At 71.9% G+C, this 20,906-nt stretch carries 16 protein-coding genes; 10 read left to right on the forward strand and 6 right to left on the reverse strand.

From position 1 onward, the window contains the following. Positions 1–33 precede the first annotated feature (33 nt). A complete protein-coding gene (locus tag ACVTJA_RS04755) occupies positions 34–1,419 on the forward strand; it encodes an ABC transporter permease/substrate-binding protein (protein ID WP_465840310.1) in 1,386 nt (461 codons plus the stop codon). Positions 1,420–1,422: 3 nt separating this feature from the next. On the opposite strand, the gene ACVTJA_RS04760 is transcribed toward ACVTJA_RS04755, so the two are convergent. Together ACVTJA_RS04760 and ACVTJA_RS04765 are read right to left on the reverse strand one after the other, a co-directional pair. Beyond that, positions 1,423–2,394, reverse strand: a complete 972-nt coding sequence (locus tag ACVTJA_RS04760) for a COX15/CtaA family protein (protein WP_465834155.1) — start codon at positions 2,392–2,394, stop codon at positions 1,423–1,425. Positions 2,395–2,904: 510 nt separating this feature from the next. After that, positions 2,905–5,826 carry a sigma 54-interacting transcriptional regulator gene (locus tag ACVTJA_RS04765; protein WP_465840311.1) on the reverse strand — a complete coding sequence of 974 codons (2,922 nt, stop codon included), beginning with the start codon at positions 5,824–5,826 and terminating at the stop codon, positions 2,905–2,907. A 196-nt stretch (positions 5,827–6,022) separates the two neighbouring features. Between ACVTJA_RS04765 and ACVTJA_RS04770 the strand changes: the two genes are divergently transcribed. After that, positions 6,023–7,108 (forward strand): hypothetical protein, encoded by a 1,086-nt coding sequence (locus ACVTJA_RS04770; RefSeq protein WP_465834157.1) that lies wholly within the window; start codon positions 6,023–6,025, stop codon positions 7,106–7,108. A 79-nt stretch (positions 7,109–7,187) separates the two neighbouring features. Here ACVTJA_RS04770 and ACVTJA_RS04775 read toward each other — a convergent pair whose 3' ends face one another. Next, complete coding sequence (locus tag ACVTJA_RS04775) at positions 7,188–8,597, reverse strand: NAD-dependent succinate-semialdehyde dehydrogenase (RefSeq protein WP_465834158.1); 1,410 nt, start codon at positions 8,595–8,597, stop codon at positions 7,188–7,190. A 140-nt stretch (positions 8,598–8,737) separates the two neighbouring features. On the opposite strand from ACVTJA_RS04775, the gene ACVTJA_RS04780 reads away from it, so the two are divergent. The 4 genes from ACVTJA_RS04780 (at position 8,738) to ACVTJA_RS04795 (ending at position 10,752) form a co-directional block, all read left to right on the forward strand. Beyond that, on the forward strand, positions 8,738–8,980 hold the full coding sequence (locus tag ACVTJA_RS04780; RefSeq protein ID WP_465834160.1) for a hypothetical protein: 243 nt from the start codon (positions 8,738–8,740) through the stop codon (positions 8,978–8,980). Between the two features lie 111 nt (positions 8,981–9,091). Further along, positions 9,092–9,511, forward strand: a complete 420-nt coding sequence (locus tag ACVTJA_RS04785) for an ExbD/TolR family protein (protein ID WP_465834161.1) — start codon at positions 9,092–9,094, stop codon at positions 9,509–9,511. A gap of 11 nt (positions 9,512–9,522) precedes the next feature. After that, positions 9,523–9,948, forward strand: coding sequence for an ExbD/TolR family protein (locus tag ACVTJA_RS04790; RefSeq protein ID WP_465834163.1), 426 nt, complete (start codon positions 9,523–9,525; stop codon positions 9,946–9,948). 99 nt (positions 9,949–10,047) lie between these two features. After that, positions 10,048–10,752 carry a phosphatase PAP2 family protein gene (locus ACVTJA_RS04795; RefSeq protein ID WP_465834165.1) on the forward strand — a complete coding sequence of 235 codons (705 nt, stop codon included), beginning with the start codon at positions 10,048–10,050 and terminating at the stop codon, positions 10,750–10,752. Positions 10,753–10,809: 57 nt separating this feature from the next. On the opposite strand, the gene ACVTJA_RS04800 is transcribed toward ACVTJA_RS04795, so the two are convergent. After that, entirely contained in the window at positions 10,810–11,880 is a 1,071-nt protein-coding gene (locus ACVTJA_RS04800; protein WP_465834166.1) for a lipase secretion chaperone, read from the reverse strand. A 41-nt stretch (positions 11,881–11,921) separates the two neighbouring features. Next, on the reverse strand, positions 11,922–12,851 hold the full coding sequence (locus ACVTJA_RS04805) for an alpha/beta fold hydrolase (RefSeq protein ID WP_465834168.1): 930 nt from the start codon (positions 12,849–12,851) through the stop codon (positions 11,922–11,924). Positions 12,852–13,068: 217 nt separating this feature from the next. Here ACVTJA_RS04805 and ACVTJA_RS04810 point away from each other — a divergent pair, with 217 nt between their 5' ends. Beyond that, on the forward strand, positions 13,069–14,811 hold the full coding sequence (locus tag ACVTJA_RS04810) for a histone deacetylase family protein (RefSeq protein WP_465834170.1): 1,743 nt from the start codon (positions 13,069–13,071) through the stop codon (positions 14,809–14,811). Between the two features lie 57 nt (positions 14,812–14,868). On the opposite strand, the gene ACVTJA_RS04815 is transcribed toward ACVTJA_RS04810, so the two are convergent. Next, a complete protein-coding gene (locus tag ACVTJA_RS04815) occupies positions 14,869–15,471 on the reverse strand; it encodes a DUF488 domain-containing protein (protein WP_465834172.1) in 603 nt (200 codons plus the stop codon). Positions 15,472–15,622: 151 nt separating this feature from the next. Here ACVTJA_RS04815 and ACVTJA_RS04820 point away from each other — a divergent pair, with 151 nt between their 5' ends. From ACVTJA_RS04820 to ACVTJA_RS04830, 3 genes are all read left to right on the forward strand, one after another. Beyond that, positions 15,623–16,282, forward strand: a complete 660-nt coding sequence (locus ACVTJA_RS04820; RefSeq protein ID WP_465840312.1) for a DapH/DapD/GlmU-related protein — start codon at positions 15,623–15,625, stop codon at positions 16,280–16,282. 156 nt (positions 16,283–16,438) lie between these two features. Beyond that, positions 16,439–18,637 carry an ATP-binding protein gene (locus ACVTJA_RS04825; protein ID WP_465834173.1) on the forward strand — a complete coding sequence of 733 codons (2,199 nt, stop codon included), beginning with the start codon at positions 16,439–16,441 and terminating at the stop codon, positions 18,635–18,637. Between the two features lie 191 nt (positions 18,638–18,828). Further along, the gene (locus tag ACVTJA_RS04830) at positions 18,829–20,895 is read left to right on the forward strand and encodes a neutral/alkaline ceramidase (protein ID WP_465834174.1); all 2,067 of its coding nucleotides are present in this window, start codon (positions 18,829–18,831) and stop codon (positions 20,893–20,895) included. Positions 20,896–20,906: the final 11 nt, after the last annotated feature.

The following is a 20,906-nucleotide window of genomic DNA, read 5'->3' on the forward strand; positions in this document are numbered from 1 at the left end:
AAGAAGTTCACCGAGTCCGTCATCCTCGGGGAGATGGTGACGCAGCTCGCGAGGAGCACGGGCGCTCGGGTGGAGCACCGGCGCGAATTGGGCGGCACCACCGTGCTCTGGGAAGCCCTGCGCAGGGGCGAGCTGGACATCTATCCCGAGTACACCGGCACGCTCCGTCAGGAATTGCTGTCCGGCCGCAACCTTCAGGACGACGGAGCCCTGCGGACCGCGCTGGCCGCCGAGGGCCTGCGCTTGAGCGCGCCACTGGGTTTCAACAACACCTACGCCCTCGGCATGAAGGAGGCCGAGGCCGAGAAGCTGGGCATCCGTCGCATCTCCGACCTGCTCTCGCACCCCGAGCTGCGCTTCGGCTTCAGCAATGAGTTCATGGACCGCGCCGATGGCTGGCCCGCCCTGAGGGAGCGCTATCGGCTCCCGCAGAAGGACGTGCGCGGACTGGACCATGACCTCGCGTATCGCGGGCTGGAGAGCGGCGCCATCCAGGTGACGGACCTGTACTCCACCGACGCGGAAATCGCGGCGTACGGGCTGCGCGTGCTGGAGGACGACCTGCACCACTTCCCCGCGTACGACGCCGTGCTGCTCTATCGCGGGGACCTGGAGTCTCGTGCTCCGGAGGCGCTGGCGGAGATGCTCCGACTGGGAGGCCGCCTGTCCGAGGCGCAGATGGTGAAGCTCAATGCCCGTGCCCGCCTGGACCGGGTTCCCGAGGCGCAGGTGGCCGCTGACTTCCTCAAGAGCTCGCTGGGCATCTCCGCCGAGGTGCGCGGGGAAGGACTCTCCTCGCGCATCTGGCACCGGACCCGCGAGCACCTGTTCCTCGTGGTGGTGTCGCTGCTCGCGGCCATCGCGCTCGCGGTGCCGCTGGGCGTCGTCGCCGCGCGCAGGCCTCGGCTGGGGCAGGGGGTGTTGGGATTGGCGGGCATCATCCAGACGGTGCCGTCGCTGGCGTTGCTGGTGGTGATGATTCCGCTGCTGGGTATCGGCTCGCGGCCGGCCATCGCCGCGCTGTTCCTCTACAGCCTGCTGCCCATCGTCCGGAACACGGCGGCGGGGCTCGTTGGCATTCCGCTCGAAGTGCGCGAGTCCGCCGAGGCGCTCGGCCTGCCCTCGTTCGCAAGGCTTTGGCGCATCGAGTTGCCCATGGCCGCGCCGTCCATCCTCGCCGGCATCCAGACGGCCGCTGTCATCAACGTGGGCACCGCCACACTGGGCGCGCTCGTCGGCGCAGGTGGCTATGGGCAGCCCATCCTCACCGGCATCCGGCTCGACGACGTGGGGCTCATCCTCGAAGGCGCGGTGCCCGCCGCGGCGCTCGCGTTACTCGTCAGCGGCCTGTTTGAATTGGTGGAGCGCGCCGTGGTGCCGAAGGGCCTCCGTCTGCGCGCGGAGTCGGAGGCGCGCTGAACGTCACACCGGCTCGGCGTGAGAGGCCGGCTGCGGCACGGACAGGGCCCTCGGCGCGTCCGAGGCGAGGCCCGCCGCGCACAGCCGCACCAGCGACATCCACACCAGGTCCGCCAGCAGCAGGTGCACGAGCTGCATCCACACCGGCGCCAGCAGCACCAGGTTGATGACGCCCGCGCACAGCTGCGCCGCGTACACGATGACGATGGCCGTGGCCGCCCGCTTCACCTCCGCGGAAGGCCGCAGCCTCGCCACCCACCGCGACAGCAGCACCACCAGCGCGCCCACGCCCACCGCCAGCACCGGGTGCAGCACGCGCAGCCGGAGGAGCACGTGCGCCGTCTCGGACATGTCCTGGCTCAGCCCGTGCGTCAGGCTCTCCGCCGGAAACAGCGTGTCGCCGAGCGCCGCCACCGCGCCGCTCACCCCGAGCAGCAGCAGCCCCGCCACGCTCGTGCCCAGCAGCAGCCCCACCAGCCCCTGGCCTCGCAGCGCCAGCGGCGCGCGCCCGCGCGAGAACCACACCACCAGCGCCTGCGCGCCCACCAGGAGGAACGTGTTCACCAGGTGCACGCCCATCCAAATCGCCCGGCCCACCGACGCGTTGTCCGCCACGTACTTGAGGAGGACGATGCCCGCGCCCACCAGCGCCTCGGTCGTCATGAACACGAGCGCCCACGCCGCCGCGCGCCGCGCCGGGTGCCCCTTCACGTGGGCCCGTACGCCCCACACGCACATCGCCACCGCGAGCACCATGGCCAGGCCGCTCGTCAGCCGGTGCGTGTACTCGATGAGCGTCTGAATCGAGGGCGCCCGGGGCACCACGTCGCCGTTGCACACCGGCCAGTGAGCTCCACAGCCCGCGCCCGAGCCCGTCGCCCGGACGAAGGCACCCCAGAGAATCACGCCCAACGAGTAGACGAGCACTCCCAGGCTGAAGACCTGGAACCGGCGGGACGAGGCGGCGTGGGTCATGGCGCTCCCCCTTAACCCACTTCGCCCCCGGGTGCTGCCCGGCCCCCTCATCCAGTCTCACCCCGTCCATCAGCGCGGTTGCTCGGCGACGGAGCCTTTCTCCACCGTCCGACATATCCGGAAAGGGTCGCTCGGATATCCCACCCCATCCGTTGGATATGCCTGCTCCCTTCACCTACCTCGAAGGATGATTTCCATTCGGGTGTTCGGAGCCCCCAGGCCCTGGCACGGGGAGTGCTTTACCCAACAGCAGTGCACGACGGCGCTCCTCGAGGGGCCAGACGCACGAACCATCAAATGGTGGCCGCTTCGGTGGCCCCGGCACCCCGGGCCGGAGTTCCCCCCTCTCCGTCCCGCGGGTGTGTTCTTTCAGAGGCATCAGCAGCAAGGCGCTCCGGGTCGGGGTTTCCCCCCTCCTCGGCCCGGAGTGCGACCTCTGAACCCAGTTCCCACAGGGGTGTGGGGAAACAGGGCGGAGCGCATCGCGGGTTGGGGTCTTCTCCTCTGCCCTCAGCCCGCGATGCGCATCTGCTCGGCTCCCAGCACCGCTGGCAGGGGTCCGTAGGCCATGGACCGTTCAATCACGTTGCGCAACTCGCGCACGTTGCCGGGCCATGGGTGTGCCGCCAGCGCGGCCAGCGCGTCCGGCCCGAGCTGCGGCGGCTCCTGCCCCTCCGGCGTCAGCATCCGAACGAAGTGCTTCGCCAGCGCCACCACGTCCTCGCGCCGCTCGCGCAGCGGGGGGACGCGGATGGGTACCACCTGGAGCCGGTAGTAGAGGTCCTCGCGGAAGCGGCCCTCGCGCACGAGCTGGCCCAAATCGCGGTGCGTGGCCGTCACCACCCGCACGTCCACCTCCACCGGGCGCATCTCGCCGAGGGGGAAGACCTCGCCATTCTCCAGGAAGCGCAGCAACTTGGGCTGCACCTCCAGAGGCAGCTCGCCAATCTCGTCGAGGAAGAGGGTGCCGCCGTGCGCGGCGCGGATGACGCCCGGGTGGTCCGTCGTCGCGCCGGTGTACGCGCCGCGCCGGTAGCCGAAGAGCTGCCCCTCGAAGAGCTCCCGGGGGACGGCGGCGCAGTTGAAGGCCACGTAGGGCCGCTGCGAGCGCGTGGACAGCGTATGAATCGCGCGGGCCACCAGCTCCTTTCCGGAGCCGGACTCGCCGGTGACGATGACGGTGGCGCGGCTGGAGGACAGGCGCGCCAGCTCCGCGCGCAGCCGCTTCATGGCGGGGGACGCGGCGATGAAGCCGGGCAGCTCCGCGTCGCGCTCGGACTCCACGTCGCCCACGTTGGGCGTGGGGGCCTCCACCTCGGCGAAGCCGCGCAGCGCGGCCACTTCCAGGGCGAAGCCGCTCAGGCGGGACAGCGCGGTGAGCAGCGCACGGCCGTCCGCCGGCAGCGGGCCCGCCACGCCCAGGCGCAGCCGCCGGCCGCACCCGTCGCCGAACTCCACCTCGTCCGTCATCGGCACCGACGCGGAGCCGGCGAGCAGCGTGGCCTGGCCCTGCGAGTCCAGCTCCTCCAGCCGGGGCTGGCTGCCGGGGAAGAGCCCCTCCACCACGCCGAGCAATTCGCGCTGGAGGAGGGACGTGCCCATGCCGCGCACGGACAGCCGCTCGAAGGGCACCACCAGCGCCTCCGCGCCCAGCCGCGTGGGCCCCGCGGGTGTGGCCATGGCGTGCAACGGACGTGTCACGGCGCGGGTGAAGTCCTGCGGAATGGCCATGCCCGCGCGGCGCAATTCCGCCTCGCTGGCCGCCAGCATCTCCTCCGCGGCGGGGTCTCCCTCCAGCTTCGCCACCAGCGCCAGGAGGTGGCGGGTGAAGAGGGCCATGGACACGTCGCCCGCGAGGCGGAAGGTGCCCACCGCCGCCTCCATCTGCTCGCGGGCCTCGCGCGGGCGGCCCTCCAGGGCGAGCAGCATGCCCTCGAAGCGGTTGAGGACGGCCGAGTGGCCGGCGGACGGCATCCGCTCCAGGAAGACGCGGGCGCGGCGCAGGAGGACGCGGCACTCCGGGAGCTGGCCCGCGAAGGCGCGGGCGCCCGTCTCGTAGACGAGGCACTCGCGGCGCAGGAAGGGCCAGCCGCCCAGCTCCGTCACGCGTGTGCTCGTCTCGGCGAGGCGGTCGGCGGCGCGCTGGGGATGGCCCTCGGCGAGGTCCGCCATGGCGACCGCGAAGGTGGCGTAGGCGCCGGTGAGCTTGCGCTGGATGGGGCCGTCATAGGCGGCGAGCCGCGCGGCGTACCGGCGCAGCTCCGCGTAGCGGCCGGTGATGAGCCCCACCATCACCCGCGGCACCGTGAGGTGGATGGGCGTCCAGCTCAGCTCCTCCACCACCGCGTCCGCCTCGTCCAGCACGGCCTCGGCCTCCGCGAAGCGCGTCAGGCGCAGCAGGGCCTCGGCCTCCGCGCGCGCGGCGAAGATGAAGGAGAAGCCGCGCACCATGCGCCCGCCGTACGCGGCCTCGCGCGCGCGGCGCACCAACTGGAGCGCCTCCGCCGGCTCGCATGCCTCCTCCAGGCGGCGCTGCGCGAGGAAGGCGAGGTTGCGGGCCTCCAGGTAGGTGTAGCCCATCCGCGCCGCGCCCTCGGCCACCTCGCGGAAGCGGCGCGTGGCCTGCGCGGCTTCGCCGCGGATGGTGGCCTCGTGCGCGAGCGCGTCCTCCACGATGAGACGCAGCACCGGGTCCGTCACCGAGGGCAGCAGCGGCGCGAGCCGTCCCGTGCAGCGTGCCACCCGCTCCGCCTCGCCCAGGTAGAAGGCGGTGGCCAGCTCGGCGATGCGCAGGTGGCAGCGGACCTCCACGTCATCGCGCGTGACGAGCAGGGCCTCCGCCCGGGCGATGTGCGCGTCCATGCGGGCCACGTCGAACAGCTTGCCGTCCGGCGAGGCGTAGAGATGGGCCGCCAGGGCGTGCACCTGGAGCTCCACGTCCTCCGGCAGGACGCCCGCGGAGGCCTCGTCCAGGTGGGGCAGCAGGGTGGTGAAGGCGCTCCGCGCGTCTCCTCGCCCCCAGCGTTGCAGGTAGGCGAGCGCCACCGCCGCCTGCGCGCGGGCGCCCGGCGTGCGCAGCACGCCCGAGGCCAGCAGGGCGAGCAGCTCCTCCTCCGCCGCCCGCCACTCCGCCCGCTTCAGGTGGGCGAGGCAGGGCTGGAGGCGTGAGGACTCCTCGGGGCGCAGCTCCTGGCGCTGGGAGAGAATGGCGCGGGAGGCCGGGGTGGTGCCGCCGTCGAGCAGGTTGCGGAGCGCCTGGGCCACCCGGCCGCGCGGGCGGCGCGCCTGGGGGGCCTCGTCCGGCAGCTCCCAACGGTAGACGGTGAGAGGGGTGACGCCCAGCAGGCGGGCGAACGACGCCCGGCTCTGCTCCCCGCGCAGCGCGCGGATGACGTCGGGGCCCAACCCGCGGGGCTCCTCCTTCTCCTCCATGCTCACGACGCTTGTCCCCTTACGTCCCCCCGGCCCGCCGCCTTCTCTTTCATGCTTTTCGAGTGCGAAAGCAAACGATTGAGCATTTCCGATTTTTAAGACACCCCTCTCGACCCGGAGAGGCCTGGCTGTGGGGCGGGTAGCGGAGGGGCCGCTTCGCCTCCCCCAACACGGGGCAAGTCGTTATCGTCACCTCGTGACCACTGCATCGGACCCGCCACCTCCCCCTACGTCTCCGCGGACCCAGGACGAGCGCCTGCGCCGGCTGGAGGCTGCCCTGGCCGAGGGCCGCGCGAGGGAGGACGCCTGGGTGGAGGAGTGGGTGCGCCGCACGGGGCAGATGCCGTCCCGGAAGGTGCGCCGCAAGTGGGAGAAGAAGTGGCGGCGCGAGGCCCAGCGTGAGACGCGCCGGGCGGAGAAGGAGGCCCGGCTGGCCCGCACGAGAGACCCGGTGCGCGGGGGCATCTACGCGGCCATGGCCGTGGTCTTCGTGATGATTGCCATGTCGCGGCCGGCGCAGCTGTGGTGGCTCATCTTCATCGCCCTGTCGTTCTTCACGTCGGCCGCGAAGCACCTGGGGCGGCCCCGGCAGGACGCCCTGCGCGACGCGGTGGAGGGGCAGGAGACGCTGGGCGAGGGCGCGGAGCGCTCCGGCCAGCAGCTCCCTCGGGGCGAGGCCGTGGAGGTGTCGGCGCGGGCTCCTGGGAGCGGAGTGACGGCTTCTGGAGATGCGGCGGTGGACCCGCGCGTGGCGAAGGTGGATGCCTTGTGCTCCAAGTTACTGGAGGAGCTGCGCGGAGGCCCGGCGGTGTTGCGCGAGGTGGTGCACGCGCCGGAGCGTACGGTGGAGGCGCTGCAGAAGGGCTGCCACGAGCTGGCGCGCCGGGAGCGCGAGCTGCGGGCGCTGTCGACGCCCGAGGAGTCGAAGCGGCTGGAGTCCGAGCGCGAGGCGCTGGCCGCGCGCGTGTCCTCGGAGCAGGACTCGGTGGTGCGCGAGCGGCTGTCCGGGGCGCTGGCCGCGCTGGACGAGCAGCGGCGCCAGCGCGCGGAGCTGACGACGGCGGCCAACCGGCTGGAGGCCGAGCACATGCGCCTCTACTACACGCTGGAGGGGCTCTACGCGCAGGTGCTGCGGGTGCGCTCGGCGGACGCGGCCGGCGAGGACGTAGGCGGCGCGGGGCTGCGGCAGAGCGTGGAGCAGCTCGGCTCGGAGGTGGAGGCGGTGACGCAGGCGCTGGAAGAGGTGCACCGCCCCCACGACGGCCGGGTGCGGACGCGGTAGGCGGTGCCTCGCGCCCGCGGGTAGGGCCGGCTCGGAAGGTGCGCAGGGCCCGCGCCGGGGCGCGGGACTGCCTGGTGCGCTACTCGCTGACCGCGTGCTTCGGAGCGGGCGGCTGCGGCGTGCCCGCCGCGACTCGCACCGTCTTCGCGTTGACGAACTCGCGGATGCCCAGGTCCGCCAGCTCGCGCCCGTGGCCGGAGTGCTTCACCCCGCCGAACGGCAGCCTCGGGTCCGAGGCCACCATCTCGTTGACGAACACCATCCCGGACTCGACGCCGTCGATGAAGCGCTGCTGCTCCTTCTCGTCGCGCGTCCACACGCTGGCGCCCAGGCCGAAGGGCGTCGCGTTGGCGAGCTCAATCGCATGGTCCACGTCGCGCGCCCGCAGCAGCGTGGCCACCGGGCCGAACAGCTCGTCGTGGAAGGCGGGCGCGTGCGGCGGCGGGTCCGCCAGCACGGTGGCCGGGTAGAAGTGGCCCGGACGCTCCAGCGGCTTGCCGCCCAGCAGCAGCCGCGTGCCGGCCTTCACGCTCTCCTCCACCTGCGCGGCCAGCCCCTTGAGGATGCCCTCGGTGGCCAGCGGCCCCAGGTCCGTCTTCGGGTCCATGGGGTCTCCCACCGTCACGCGCTTCATGCGCTCCACGAAGCGCCGCTCGAAGTCCGCGGCGATGGCCTCCGCGACGATGAAGCGCTTGGCCGCGATGCACGACTGGCCGTTGTTGATGAGCCGCGCCGTCACCGCCGTCTCCACCGCCTTGTCCAGGTCCGCGCTCGGCATGACGATGAACGGGTCGCTCCCGCCCAGCTCCAGCACCACCTTCTTGATGGCCTTGCCCGCCGCCGCGCCCACCGCCCGGCCCGCGCCCTCGCTGCCCGTCAGCGTCACCGCCTTCACCCGCGGGTCCTCGATGACGCGATTCACCTCCGACGTCTCAATCATCAGCGCCTGGAACGCGCCCTTGGGGAAGCCCGCCTGGAGGAACAACTCCTCCAGCGCCAGCGCGCACTGCGGCACGTTGTGCGCGTGCTTGAGCAGGCCCACGTTGCCCGCCATCAGCGCCGGCGCGGCGAAGCGCACCACCTGCCAGAAGGGGAAGTTCCACGGCATGATGGCCAGCACCGGCCCCAGCGGCTGGAAGCGCACGAAGGCCCTGTCGCCGCCCACTTCAATCGGCTGGTCCCTCAGCAGCCCCTCCGCCCGGGACACGTAGTAGCGGCAGGCGCTGGCGCACTTGCGGGCCTCGGCCTTGGCGGCCTCCAGCGGCTTGCCCATCTCCTCCGTCATGATGCGGCCGTAGCGGGGGGCCTCGGCCTCCAGCAGCTCCGCGGCGCGGCGCATCCACGTGGCGCGCTCGGCGAACGAGGTATGGCGGTAGGTGCGGAACGTGTCGGTGGCGAGCTGGAGCTTCGCCTCCAGCTCCTCGGCGGTATGCGTGGCGAAGGTGCGCAGCGTCTTGCCCGTCGTCGGGTCGATGGTGGCGATGGCCATGGGTTCCCTCCTGGAGCCGGTAGATAGCAGCCGGGCGCGGGGAGACAACGCCGCTCGTGCACCGAGCGTCCGGCCGCGCACGTCATTTTCGGCCGCCCGTTGCCTCCCTTATAGGCGAGGGGAAGGTACGGGAGACCTCCATGAGCACAGAAGTCATCCGCGAGCGCCGCTTCAACCCCCTCATCGCGGGGGTGCTGTCCGTCGTGATTCCGGGCCTGGGGCAGCTCTACAAGGGGCAGCTCTTTCGCGCGGTGGTGTGGTTCTGCATGGTGGGCATCGGCTACTGGTTCCTCATCGTGCCGGGCATCGTCCTCCACGTCTTCTGCGTGGCGGGCGCGGCGTTCGGCAGCGCGGGGACGGACCGCTTCCGCGTCACCGGGTAGCGCTCCGCCGTCATGACGCAACCGTGACGGAATGCTGGCCGGGCGCCCGCCATCGCGCCGCCGCGTCCGTGCTCCCATGGCGCTGTCCCTTCCTGCAAGGAGCAGCCGCGCATGGGAATGTCCGCCGGAGGCCGCCAGGGTGGCCCCAAGAGTGAAATCAACATCACCCCGCTCGTCGACGTGGTGCTGGTCCTCCTCATCATCTTCATGGTGGTGACGCCGATGATGCAGCGCGGGAAGCCCGTGGAGCTGCCCAAGGCGGCCAGCGTCGAAGGAGAGGCGCAGAAGGACCCGCTCGTCCTCTCCGTGACGCCGGACCGCAAGGTGTTCGTCGAATCGGACGCCTATCCGGATGAAGCCGGGCTCAAGGCTCGGCTCCTGGACGAGGTGCGCCGGCAGCCGGGGCGCCGCGTCCTGCTCAAGGCGGACCAGTCCCTCGCCTGCGGGGACGTGCGCAAGGTCATCCACCTGGCGCGGGCCGCCGGGGTGGAGCGGCTGTCCTTTGGCGTCGAGTCGCTCGAGCAGCAGTGAGGGGGCACGCCATGCACAGCCAGAAGCGAAGCTTCGTGAAGGCGCAGGCGGTCATGCAGTCGGACATCAACGTCACGCCGCTGGTGGACGTGGTGCTGGTGCTGCTCATCATCTTCATGGTCCTCACGCCGCTGATGACGAAGGACCTGCTGGTGCAGCTCCCGGAGCAGGAGACGACGACCAATCCGCCCACCGAGCCTGTCGTGAAGCAGTGGGTGGTGGGCCTCACGCCCGAGGGCCGCCTCACGCTGAATGACGAGCCGGTGGACGACGCGGACTACGTGCCGCGCCTGAAGCAGGTGATGGAGGCGCGGCCCCGGGGCCAGCGGCACGTGTTCTTCAAGATGGATGACCGCGCGGGCTACGGCCGGCTGGTGGTGGCCCTGGACGGGGCGAAGGCCGCGGGCGCGGAGGAGCTGGGCGTGCTCACGGACTGACGGGCCTTGGGCGGCAGCCGACATTCTCCTCATTCCGGAGTCGCACCTGACGCCGGGCCGCGTAGTGTCACGAACATGTGGCGCAGGTGGCTGAACTGGATGTCGGGGCTGGATGTGGCGGTGACGCGGCTGCTCGGGATGCTGCTGCTCCTGGGCGCGTGCCTGCTGGGGTTCATCGCACTCTCGGACGAGGTGTCCGAGGGCGAGACGCAGGACTTCGACGAGAAGGTGCTGCGCGCGCTGCGCAGCCCGGAGAACCCGGCGGTGCCTCGCGGCCCGTGGTGGCTGGCGGTGTCGGCGGAGGAGGTGACGTCGCTCGGTGGCGTGACGGTGCTCGCCCTCGTCACGCTGATGGTGTGCGGCTTCCTGCTGCTGGCTCGGCGCTACCGGACGCTGCTGCTGGTCCTGGTGGCGACAGTGGGCGGCGCGGGGCTCAACCTGCTGCTCAAGCAGTTCTTCGCGAGGCCGCGTCCCTCGGTGGTGCCGCACCTCACGGAGGTCATGACCCAGAGCTTCCCGAGCGGCCACGCCATGCTGTCGGCCACCGTGTACCTCACACTTGGAGGACTGCTGGCGCAGCTCGCCGAGCGGCGGCGGCTCAAGGCGTACCTCCTGGGCCTGTCACTGTTGTTGCCGTTCATCGTCGGGCTGACGCGCGTGTATCTGGGTGTGCACTACCCCACGGACGTCCTCGGAGGCTGGGTGGCGGGGCTCGCGTGGGCGCTACTCAGCGCCGTCATGGCGCGGGCCCTGCGGCGGCGGAGTCCCGCACTGCGCGCGGAGGCGCACAAGCCCGTGGAGTGAGCCTTCCACGGGCCGGTGTTGCCGTGCTGTCTCTCGCGCGCTTGTGTCGGGCTGTGACTACGGGCTTGTTCCTCCTTGCTGGCTCGTCCGCTCCGCGTCGAGCGCATCCGCGGCCGCCACTCGCGGGCGCTCCTCGGGTGTGAAGGAGTCGATGAGGAGCCGCTGTACGGCGGCCTCTCGCGCGGCCACGTCCGGCTCCGAGAGTCGCAGGGCCTCCCGCTTCGCTCGGAATGCTTCGAGCCGCTGCTTCCATTCCGCTCGCTGACGGTCCAGTGCCTCCAGCCGCCCGGTGGCTTCGTCACCGACGGTGGCGAGCCGGTACTGGCGCAGGTCCTCCGCCGTGGCACCGGTGGCGAGCAACTCGCGCTCCTCGGCCTGCTGGCGCAGGGGACGCAGGGCCTCCTCTCGCTGGGCCCTCGTCGAGGACGGGAACTGCTCCTCCAGCGCGGCGATTCGCCGCTCGCGCTCGTCCTTCGACAGCGTGGAGTCCTGCTCCAGCTTCATGCGCTCCAGCGCCACGGCATCCACCTGCTCGTCCGCGCTGAAGAACGTGCCCGCGGCGGCGTCGCCCAGGTGCTCGCGACGGAGCCGGCGCAGGGCCTCCAGTCGACTGCCCAGGTCGTCCGGCGCGCCTCCCTCTGGGACCTGCGATGTGCGCGTCGCCTCGCGATAGGCGAGGTAGTCGTCGAGGAGCCGCACGGCCTCCTCTGCTGCCTGGGGAGGCAGCTTCGCCCGGAGGGCCGCGACGATGCGCGCGCGGATGACCTCGGGTGGCTCTTCTCCGGTGGCGGAGAGGTAGTAGTCGAAGAACAGGCGCACGTCGGCGGACAGCACGAGGTGCCCGGCTGCATCCACCTGGAGCGCGCCGTCCTCCTGCGTGTCCTGAAGCGACGTGGGCGCCGGCGGGAGGGGCGCGTCCTCGTGGATGTCCGCGATGGAGGGCGCCACGTCCCGTGCCGGAGCCGTGGCAGTGGGTGTGGCCACCGGCTCGCCCCGCGCTGGAGTCATGGCATCGGATGCGGCCACCGGCTCGTCGCGCACGACATCCGAGGCAGTGAGCCACCCGAGCACACCGACTCCGAGGGCAGCGCCCACGACAAGCACGACAGTCACAGGACGTGTCTTCACGGAGAGCCCCTCATCTCGACGTGCGGTCCGGGCACCGGGCCTCACAGCCCCGCGTTCTTCAGCCGGTTGGCGTGCGCGCGGTACACGGACTTCGGGTCGCTCTCGAACAGGTTGGTGAGGCCGAGCACCTGGTTGATTTCGTCCGCGTGGTTCATCGCGTAGTTGTCGCGAATCACCGTGCCGAAGTGCGAGCTGCACCGGCCCACGAGGCCGTCATTGGACTCGCCATAGACGAGCGAGGACAGGCCCAGCGCACCGTCGCTCACGTCCAGCAGGTTGGTGAGCACGCCCGTGCCGGACCACGAGTAGTACCGCTGCCCATTCTTCCCCGTGGCCGCGCCCTGGCCGCACGACGTCGCCGGGATGCCCGAGGGGAACGTGGTGTTGTAGCGAGACAGCCCCGTGCGGGTGAGCGAGTCCAGCCCCTTCACCGCGTCCTGCGGGCGGCTGTACCCGGACAGCATCCCCAGCACCGTGCCCAGCCGGTTGGTGAAGAAGGACAGCACGACCTCCGAGAAGCCGCCCGGCACGAGGTTGCGGCGCAGGTAGTCCGCCAGGTCCGCGCCCTTGTGCGGCGAGCCCACCGTCGTCACCGACGCCACCAGATCCGGCCGCACCGCCGCCACGTAGCGCACGTCGAGGCCACCATGGCTGTGGCCGATGAGGTTCACCTTCCCGCAGCCCGTGCGCGCGACGATGTCCTCCACCTGCGCCAGCAGCGCCTCGCCGCGTGCCTCCGTGGACTGGAAGGCGGGCACGTGCGTCGCGTAGACGCGCGCCCCACCCGAGGCCAGCGTGGACGGAATGCCGTGGAAGTAGTCCAGCACGCCGAACAGCGAGTCGAAGCCCGCCATGCCGTGCGCCAGGACAATCGGGTAGCGCGTCTTCGTGTACGTGTCCGCCGCGTGTGCGGGCAGCGCCCCCAGGCACAGCGCCACGACGGCCAGACAGAGCGAACGGAACGACTGCATGTGAATCCCCCCGGTGTGCAGGCCGCCTGCAGGGCGGTCCCGCCGGGGCGGCTGACTACTCTTCACGACCCGTGAAATGCAAGCCGGCCCCGGGTGGGCAGCGAAAAACGCCCCAGGAAGGCGTTCACTGCGCGAAGCTTGCCATTGCCTTGCTCGCTCCCCGCCCGCCGCCACCGCTCCTGTCACTCCCCGTCCGGCTCCTCGCGAGGTGTCGCGCATGAACGTCTGGAATTGGCTCGCGAGCCTGGTGCCGGGCAGCACCTCCAAGGTGCCCATCTTCTACGACGAGAACTACCGGCTGCCGCTCAGCGGCGTCGAGTCCACCGTGGGAATCGAGCCGCGTGGCGTGGACTTCACCACGTGGTACCTCCTGGAGAAGGGCGTGGTGCGCCCGGAGGACGTGCACCGTCCGCTGCCGGTGAGCTACGCGGAGATGGCCCGCGTGCACGACGCGGAGTACCTGGAGTCGCTCGGCCGCCCGGAGACGCTGGCGCGCATCTTCGCCGCGGACCCGTCCGAGGTGCCGGTGGACACGCTGCTGACCAACGTGCGCCTGGTGTGCGGCGGGACGCTCGGCGCGGCGCGGCTGGCGCTGGCTCGGCGCGGTCCGGTGGTGAACATGGCGGGCGGCTTCCACCACGCGGCGCCGGGCCGGGGCGGCGGCTTCTGTGCCGTCAACGACATCGCGGTGGCGCTGGCGGCGCTGCACGCGGACGGCTTCGACGGGCAGGCCGTGGTGCTGGATTTGGACGCGCACCCGCCCGACGGCACGGCGGAGTGCCTGACGGGACAGGAGCGCGCGTGGATTGGCTCGCTGTCCGGCAGTGACTGGGGCGCGCTGCCGTTGGAGGTGGACGAGACGCGCGTGCCGGAGGGCACCAGCGACACCGACTATCTCTCGCTGCTGGAGGGGCTGCTGACGCGCATGCCGAAGCCGGACGTGGCCTTCGTCATCGCGGGTGGGGACGTGCTCCAGGGAGACCGCTTCGGGCGCGTGGGGCTGACGCTGGACGGGGCGCGGCGCCGGGACATGGCGCTGGCGCGCGCGCTGCGTGGGGTGCCCAGCGTGTGGCTGCCGGGCGGCGGCTACCACGCCGAGTCGTGGAAGGTCTTCGCGGGCTCGGTGCTGGTGCTGACGGGCAGGGGCTCGAAGCGCATCACCGCGCGGTATGACCCGCTGAGCGCTCGCTACCAGCGCATCTCCCGGCTGCTGACGCAGGAGGGCTCCCAGGTGGAAGAGCCGCTGACGCTGGAGGACCTGGAGGGCTCGCTGGGGTTGGGCGGGGTGCTGCAGCCCCGGGTGCTCGGCTACTACACGGCGCAGTCGCTGGAGTACATGCTGTTCCGCTACGGCCTGCTGTCGCAGGTGGAGCGGCTGGGCTACCACCGGCTGCGCGTGGAGGTGGGCTCCACCGGGGCGGGGGACCGCATCAAGGTGCTGGGCCGCTCGGGCGGGCAGGAGCACCTGCTGGTGGACTGCGTGGTGGAGCGGCGCCCCGTGGCGGGCGAGCCCTTCCTCTTCGTCAACTGGCTCAGCCTCCGTCACCCGCGCGCGCGCTTCAGCGAGCGGCGGCCGCAGTTGCCGGGGCAGGACGTGCCGGGGCTCGGCATGTCGCGCGAGGCCACGGAGATGATGCAGTTGATGGCGAAGCGCCTGGGGCTGGCGGGCGTGGCCTTCCGGCCCATGTGGTTCCACCTGGCCGCGCTGGCGCGCACGCGCTTCCACTTCGTGGACCCGGTGCGGCAGGGGCGCTTCGAGGCCATGGTGCGCGACCTGTCCTCACGCCCGCTGCTGGAGATGACGCGCGCGGTGGTGGACGGCCACGTGCTGCTCAATGGCGAGCCGTACCACTGGGAGCCGGACGACATGGTGTCGCGCCTGGAGCCCTCGGCGACGGACCTGGAGCTCATCGCCGCCGAGCGCGAGCGCTGTCACTTCACGGTGAACGGCGCGAGCTGAGTGCGCGCCACGGCCTCGCACGGGCCGCCGCGCGTTGAACCAGGCCCGGCGCACGCATCACGGGCTCGGGCCGGCCGCGTGTTCCTCGCCAGCGGGCTTCAGCCGCGCCTCGTCCGGTGAGCCGGGGTAGAGCACCTGCGTGCCCCGCACCTTCGCGAAGGCGGTGAGCCGGTGCGGCTCGGTCCGCGTGGCGCTCAGGATGTGCTGCACCTCCACGCCGCGCGCCCACAGCGCATCCGCCACCAGCGAGCGGTGGCAGCGCCAGCGCAGCGCCTCCGCGCACATCAGGGCCACGGGCCCCTCGCGCGTCAGCACGCGCAGTTCCTCCAGCCCCCGGGCGAACTCCTCCGTCTGCATGTAGTCCGCGTACCCCTGGAAGCTGCGGTTGCGCCACGCCGTGTTGGGCGAGTCCGGCCGGGGCCGCCGCAGTCCGCCGAGCCGGGGCAGGTGCACGTGGTGGATGTCCACCCGCCGCAGCGTCCGCCCGAGGGTGTCCACGTTGAACTGTGGATTCGTCCGCGAGCGCGGCACCGTGCGGATGTCCGCGAGCACCCGCACGTCGTGCGCCTCCAGCATGGCCACCAGCTCGTCCGCCGTGCGCGTGGAGTGGCCCACCGCGAAGACGTGGGCCCGTCCCCAGCCCCAGGCCCGCTTTGGCATGGCATGTGTCATCTGCCTGGACCTCCTCGAGGGAAAAGGATGGGCACGCCCGCCGCGCGGTGCAGCCATGGCGCCAGCCATGCTCCAGGGGTTGTCTGCCGGACATCGAGGCGCTCGGGCCGCGCGGGCGTGTTAGGGAGGGAGCGTGGATTTGGACCTGGACGCACGCCGCCGCGAGCAGCACAAGCTCCGGCTCTCCTGGATGCCGTGGCTCTACTTCACCCTCAAGCCCCGCCACCGCGAGTGGGCGGAGGCCTGGCAGCGGGAAGTGCAGCAACGTTTGCGTGAATTGGAGACGGTGGAAATCGCCGAGGGCTGCTTCATCGCCCCGGAGGCGCGCATCTTCGCCGAGCCCGGCCGCACCGTGTCCATTGGCCCCGGCTGCAGCATCGCCGCGGACGTCTTCCTCCACGGGCCCGTGACACTGGGCCCCCGCGTCAGCATCAACGCCCGCGCCAGCCTGGACGGCGGTGCCGCCGGCATCCGCATTGGCGAGGGCTCCCGCATCGCCACCGGCACCACCGTGTATGCATTCGACCACGGGCTCTCGCCGGACCGGCCCGTGCGCGAGCAGCCCGTCACCTCCAGGGGCATCGTCATCGGCGCGGACGTCTGGGTGGGCGCAAACGCCGGAATCACGGACGGCGTCACCGTGGGAGACCACGCCGTGGTGGCCATGGGGGCCGTCGTTACCCGGGACGTGCCTGCCTGGTCCATCGTAGGGGGCGTGCCCGCCCGTGTCATGGGGGACCGGCGGTTGCGCCCTCGCTCGGGTGCTCCTGGTGGGTGGGAGCCCGACGACGGAAAGTGAACCCCCTCCGCCTTGATTGACTTCAAGACATTCGGTGGCCGTATGCTTCGGACTCGAGGTCGCCACCGGGAGGGGGAACAGGGTCTGGAATCGCTCCCGGCAGCCGTGTGCGCTGTCTGAGCATCGGCCCCTCTCCGAGGGCGCAGGAGGCCGGATTTGGCGGACGAGCAGCGGGAAGCGGGGCCCCACGAGGCCCCAGCAGGGCCGGTTCCCGAGCCGTATCCCAGAGAGCGTGGGCCGCGCGCGCTCCAGGAGTCTCCTGCCACGCCGGTCAGCACGCCGGTGAGCACCGTTCCGCCCAGCGCCTCGCTGGACGCCCGGCGCGTGCGCGTGCTCGACGAGCTGATGCGCGAGGTGCCCTTCCAACTCGACGCACAGGGCTGCCTCGTCTGGCTGGGCAAGCCCTGGGAGCGCCTCACCGGCATGCTCGTCTCCAAGTGGATGGGCCGCCCGCTGGCGGAGGCCTTCCACCCCGACGACCAGGAGCGGGCACGCCTGCTCCTGGAGGCCGCCTCCTCGCAGCGCAGCTTCGCCCCGCGCGAGGAACTGCGCATGGAGGCCGCCGAGGGCCGGGGCCTGCGCTGGGTGGTGCTCTCCGCCCGCGCCCTGCCGGACTCCCCGGGCGAGGTGGTGGGCACGCTGGCGGACGTCACCTCGCGCCGGCAGGCCGAGCAGGCCATCACCACCCGCGAGCGCTACCTGGAGACCATGGTGGAGGTGCAGCGGCGGATGATGCCGCACCAGCTCCCCCTGGACCTCTACGGCGCCGTGGTGGAGCCGCTGGGCCACGTGTCCCTGGCCAGCCGCGTCTACGTCTTCGAGATGCACCGCTCTCCGGACGGCACGCTGCTGGGCTCGCAGCGCGCGGAGTGGTGCGCGCCCGGCGTCGCTCCCAACCTGGAGGACCCGGAGATGCACGGCCTCCCGCTGATGGAGGCGCTGCACCCGTACCAGGCGGCGCGGCTGCTCCGGGGAGACCCCGTCCAGGGCCTGCCCCGGGACTTCCCCGCAAACCTGGCCGAGGTGATTGAAGCGCAGGGCGTGCGCTCCGTGCTGCTCATCCCGCTGCGCGTGCACGGGCAGCTCTTCGGCGTCATCGGCTTCGACAACTGCCGCGAGGCCCGGCCGTGGGGCCCGATTGAAGTCAACCTCCTGTCCGGCGCGGCCGGCGCCCTGTCGCTGGCGCTGGAGCAGCGCACGGACAACGCGCTGCGCGTGCGCACGGAGTCGACGCTGCGGCGCACCGAGGCCGGCGTCCACCTGCTCATCGAGTCCTTCCCGGACCCCGTCATGGTGCACGTGGGGGACGGGGTGCTCCTGTCCGTCAACCCGGCCCTGGTGCAGTACCTGGGCTACCGCGACGCCTCGGAGCTGGTGGGGCGACACGTGCTGGAGCTGGTGCGGCCGGAGGACCGGAGCGCGGCGCAGCTCCACCTGGGGCAGGCGATGGAGGGCCAGCGCTCGGCGCGCGCGGTGGAGATGCCGCTGATGCGCCGCGACGGCGAGGTGGTGGTGGCGGACCTCGTCACGCTGGCCGTCGTCGTGGATGGCGCGCCCGCGCGGGTGACGGTGGCGCGCGACTTCACCGAGCGCAAGCGCACCCAGGCGCAGCTCATGCTCACCGACCGCATGGCCTCCATGGGCCTGCTGGCGGCCGGTATCGCCCACGAGCTGAACAACCCGCTCGCCTACGTCCTGTCCAACCTGGACTACCTCCACGGCACGCTGGGCCCGCGCCCGCGGCAGCTCACCCACGACGAATTGGTGGAGTGCCGCCAGGTGATGGACGACGCCCGCGAGGGCGCCGAGCGCATGCGGCAGATTGTCCGCCAGCTGCGCGTCTTCTCCCGCGTGGAGGACACCAAGGAGGAGGCGGTGGACGTGCACCGGGTGCTGGACTCGGTGACGCAGATGGCGGCCAGCACGGTGCGCGCCCGCGCGAAGCTGGTGAAGCAGTACGGCGACGTGCCTCCGGTGATGGGCAGCGAGGGCAAGCTGTTCCAGGTGTTCCTCAACCTCGTCATCAACGCGGCGCACGCGATTGAGGAGGGCAACTCCGAGGGGAACGAAATCCGCCTCGTCACCTACCTGGACGAAGGCGGCCGCGTGGTGGTGGTGGTGCGGGACACGGGGAGCGGCATTCCTCCCGAGCACCTGCGCCGCATCTTCGACCCCTTCTTCACCACCAAGGCCGCGGGCGTGGGCACGGGCCTGGGACTGTCCATCTGCGACACCATCGTCAACGCGATGGGCGGCCACATCTCCGTGGAGTCCTCGGTGGGGGCGGGCACCACCTTCCGCGTGGCGCTGAATGTCGCCCCGCCGAAGGAGCCGGAGAAGCGGCCGGGCGTGTGAGCGGCGCTTCCCCTCCGGAGCGCTTGTCCGGGGAGGACGGGCGCGTGCACGTCCATGTCGCTTGCCGTGCCGGGGAAGTCCGGCGACTGTAGTCCTCCTGACGACGCACGCGTGGGGGCCCTGCACGCGTGACGGGGCCGGCACCACCTTGTGCGGTGGTGGCACCCTCCCCAGGTGCCCCGGAGGCTCGTATGCGCACCCCCGATGTCCGGCTGTCGCTGGTGCTCGCCCTCGTGCTCGCCACGGTGGCCGGGGCCGCCAGCCCCGCCTCCCCGTCTCCTCCGGAAGGGACGGGGGCCGGCCTGACGGGCGCGTGCGCGGGCCAGCAGCGCTTCCTCATCGGCGCCGGCACCGGCGACATCACCGGCCCCGCCGCCGAGGTGGGGATGATGGGCTACGGAAAGGTGGAGCAGCAGACGTCCGGCATCCACCAGCGCCTGCGCTCGCGCGCCTTCGTCATCGCCTCGCCGTGCAACGGCAAGCGCGTGGCCTTCGTCAGCGCCGACCTGGGCATGGTCTTCCAGGGCGTGAAGCTCCAGGTGTTGGAGAAACTGCGCGCGCGCTTCGGCGACCGCTACACGGATGACAACGTCCTCCTGAGCGCCACGCACACCCACTCCGGGCCGGGCGGCTTCTCGCACCACACCCTCTACAACCTGACGACGTTCGGCTACGTGCCGCGGAACTTCGACGCCATCGTCTCCGGCATCGTCACCTCCATCGTCCGCGCCGACAGCCGCCTCGCCGAGGGCACCCTGCGGCTGGCCACGGGGGATTTGCTCGGCGCCAGCCGCAACCGCTCGCCGGAGGCCTACCGCCTCAACCCGGCCGCGGAGCGCGCGCAGTACGCGACCGACGTGGACACGCGGATGACGCTGTTGCGTCTCACCCGCGCGGACGGCACCGAGGTGGGCCTCATCAACTGGTTCGCCGTGCACGCCACGTCCATGGGCAACGGCAACACGCTCATCAGCGGCGACAACAAGGGCCTGGCCTCGTACCTCTTCGAGCAGTCGCGCGGCGAAGCGCCCCGTGGCGGCGGCGCCAACTTCGTGGCCGCCTTCGCCAACTCCAACGAGGGCGACGTCACGCCCAACATCCTCGGCGGCACCGACGGCGGCGGCGCCAATGACTTCGAGGACACGGAGATTTCCGCCACCCGCCAGTACGACTTCGCCGCGCGGCTGTGGGCCACCGCGAACGCGCCCCTCACCGGCGGCGTGGACTACCGGCATGCATACGTGAAGATGGACTCGGTGGACGTGGCACCGGCCTTCACGGACGGCACGCCGCGCCGCACCTGCACCGCGGCCATCGGCCTGTCCATGATAGCGGGCGCGGAGGACGGGCCGGCCTTCGGCACCGAGGGCGCCACGTGCGCCGCCATCCACGACCTCTGGAGCCAGTTCACCTGCGCCGTCGTCACCACGCCCTGCCAGGCGGAGAAGCCGATTGTGCTGGAGATGGGCAGCCTGCGCCCCTATCCGTGGTCTCCGGACGTGCTGCCGCTGCAAATCGTCACCGTGGGCAACCTCGCGCTGGTGGCGGTGCCCTTCGAAGTGACGACCATGGCCGGCCGCCGGCTGCGGCGCACGGTGCAGGAGCGGCTCGCGCCCCTGGGGGTGACGGAGGTGGTGATTGCCGGGCTCGCCAACGACTACGCGGGCTACGTCACCACGCGCGAGGAGTACGCGCGCCAGTCCTACGAGGGCGCCTCCACGCACTTCGGCCCGTGGACGCTGGCCGCGCTCCAGCAGGGCTTCGCCGCGCTCGCCGGGGCGCTGCGCGACGGGCAGCCGGTGTCCCCGGGGCCCACGCCCCGGGACCTACGCTACGTGCAGACGAGCCTCCAGCCCGGCGTGGTGTTCGACGACAAGCTCCTCTGGGTGGACTTCGGCGACGTCGTCACCGACGCGCGCGCGTCCTACGCGCGGGGCGACACGGTGAGCGTCACCTTCTGGGGCGGCCACCCGAAGAATGATTTGCGCCTGGAGGGCACCTACCTGCGCGTGCAGAAGTGGGCGCCGGGAGGCTGGCGCGGCGTGGCGGACGACAGCGCCTGGGAGACGCGCTACCGGTGGCGCCGGGAGAGCTGCGTGCCCACGCTGGCGTGCTCGCACGTCACCGTGGAGTGGGACATTCCCCCGGACGCCGCGCCGGGTACGTACCGGCTGCTCCACGAGGGGAACTGGAAGTCCGGCTGGGATGGGCGCGTGCGGCCCTACTCCGGCGCGTCACGGCCCTTCACCGTGAAGTAACGAGCGCTCGG

The sequence above is a fragment of the Pyxidicoccus sp. M6 genome, from assembly GCF_055568925.1.

Bases quoted from the DNA above. Each gene is read 5' to 3' on its own strand.
- ACVTJA_RS04755 (WP_465840310.1), top strand. From the start codon at position 34: ATGGTGACGCAGCTCGCGAGGAGCACGGGCGCTCGGGTGGAGCACCGG.
- ACVTJA_RS04760 (WP_465834155.1), bottom strand. From the start codon at position 2,394: ATGACCCACGCCGCCTCGTCCCGCCGGTTCCAGGTCTTCAGCCTGGGA.
- ACVTJA_RS04765 (WP_465840311.1), bottom strand. From the start codon at position 5,826: ATGGAGGAGAAGGAGGAGCCCCGCGGGTTGGGCCCCGACGTCATCCGC.
- ACVTJA_RS04775 (WP_465834158.1), bottom strand. From the start codon at position 8,597: ATGGCCATCGCCACCATCGACCCGACGACGGGCAAGACGCTGCGCACC.
- ACVTJA_RS04780 (WP_465834160.1), top strand. From the start codon at position 8,738: ATGAGCACAGAAGTCATCCGCGAGCGCCGCTTCAACCCCCTCATCGCG.
- ACVTJA_RS04785 (WP_465834161.1), top strand. From the start codon at position 9,092: ATGGGAATGTCCGCCGGAGGCCGCCAGGGTGGCCCCAAGAGTGAAATC.
- ACVTJA_RS04790 (WP_465834163.1), top strand. From the start codon at position 9,523: ATGCACAGCCAGAAGCGAAGCTTCGTGAAGGCGCAGGCGGTCATGCAG.
- ACVTJA_RS04795 (WP_465834165.1), top strand. From the start codon at position 10,048: ATGTCGGGGCTGGATGTGGCGGTGACGCGGCTGCTCGGGATGCTGCTG.
- ACVTJA_RS04805 (WP_465834168.1), bottom strand. From the start codon at position 12,851: ATGCAGTCGTTCCGTTCGCTCTGTCTGGCCGTCGTGGCGCTGTGCCTG.
- ACVTJA_RS04810 (WP_465834170.1), top strand. From the start codon at position 13,069: ATGAACGTCTGGAATTGGCTCGCGAGCCTGGTGCCGGGCAGCACCTCC.
- ACVTJA_RS04815 (WP_465834172.1), bottom strand. From the start codon at position 15,471: ATGCCAAAGCGGGCCTGGGGCTGGGGACGGGCCCACGTCTTCGCGGTG.
- ACVTJA_RS04830 (WP_465834174.1), top strand. From the start codon at position 18,829: ATGCGCACCCCCGATGTCCGGCTGTCGCTGGTGCTCGCCCTCGTGCTC.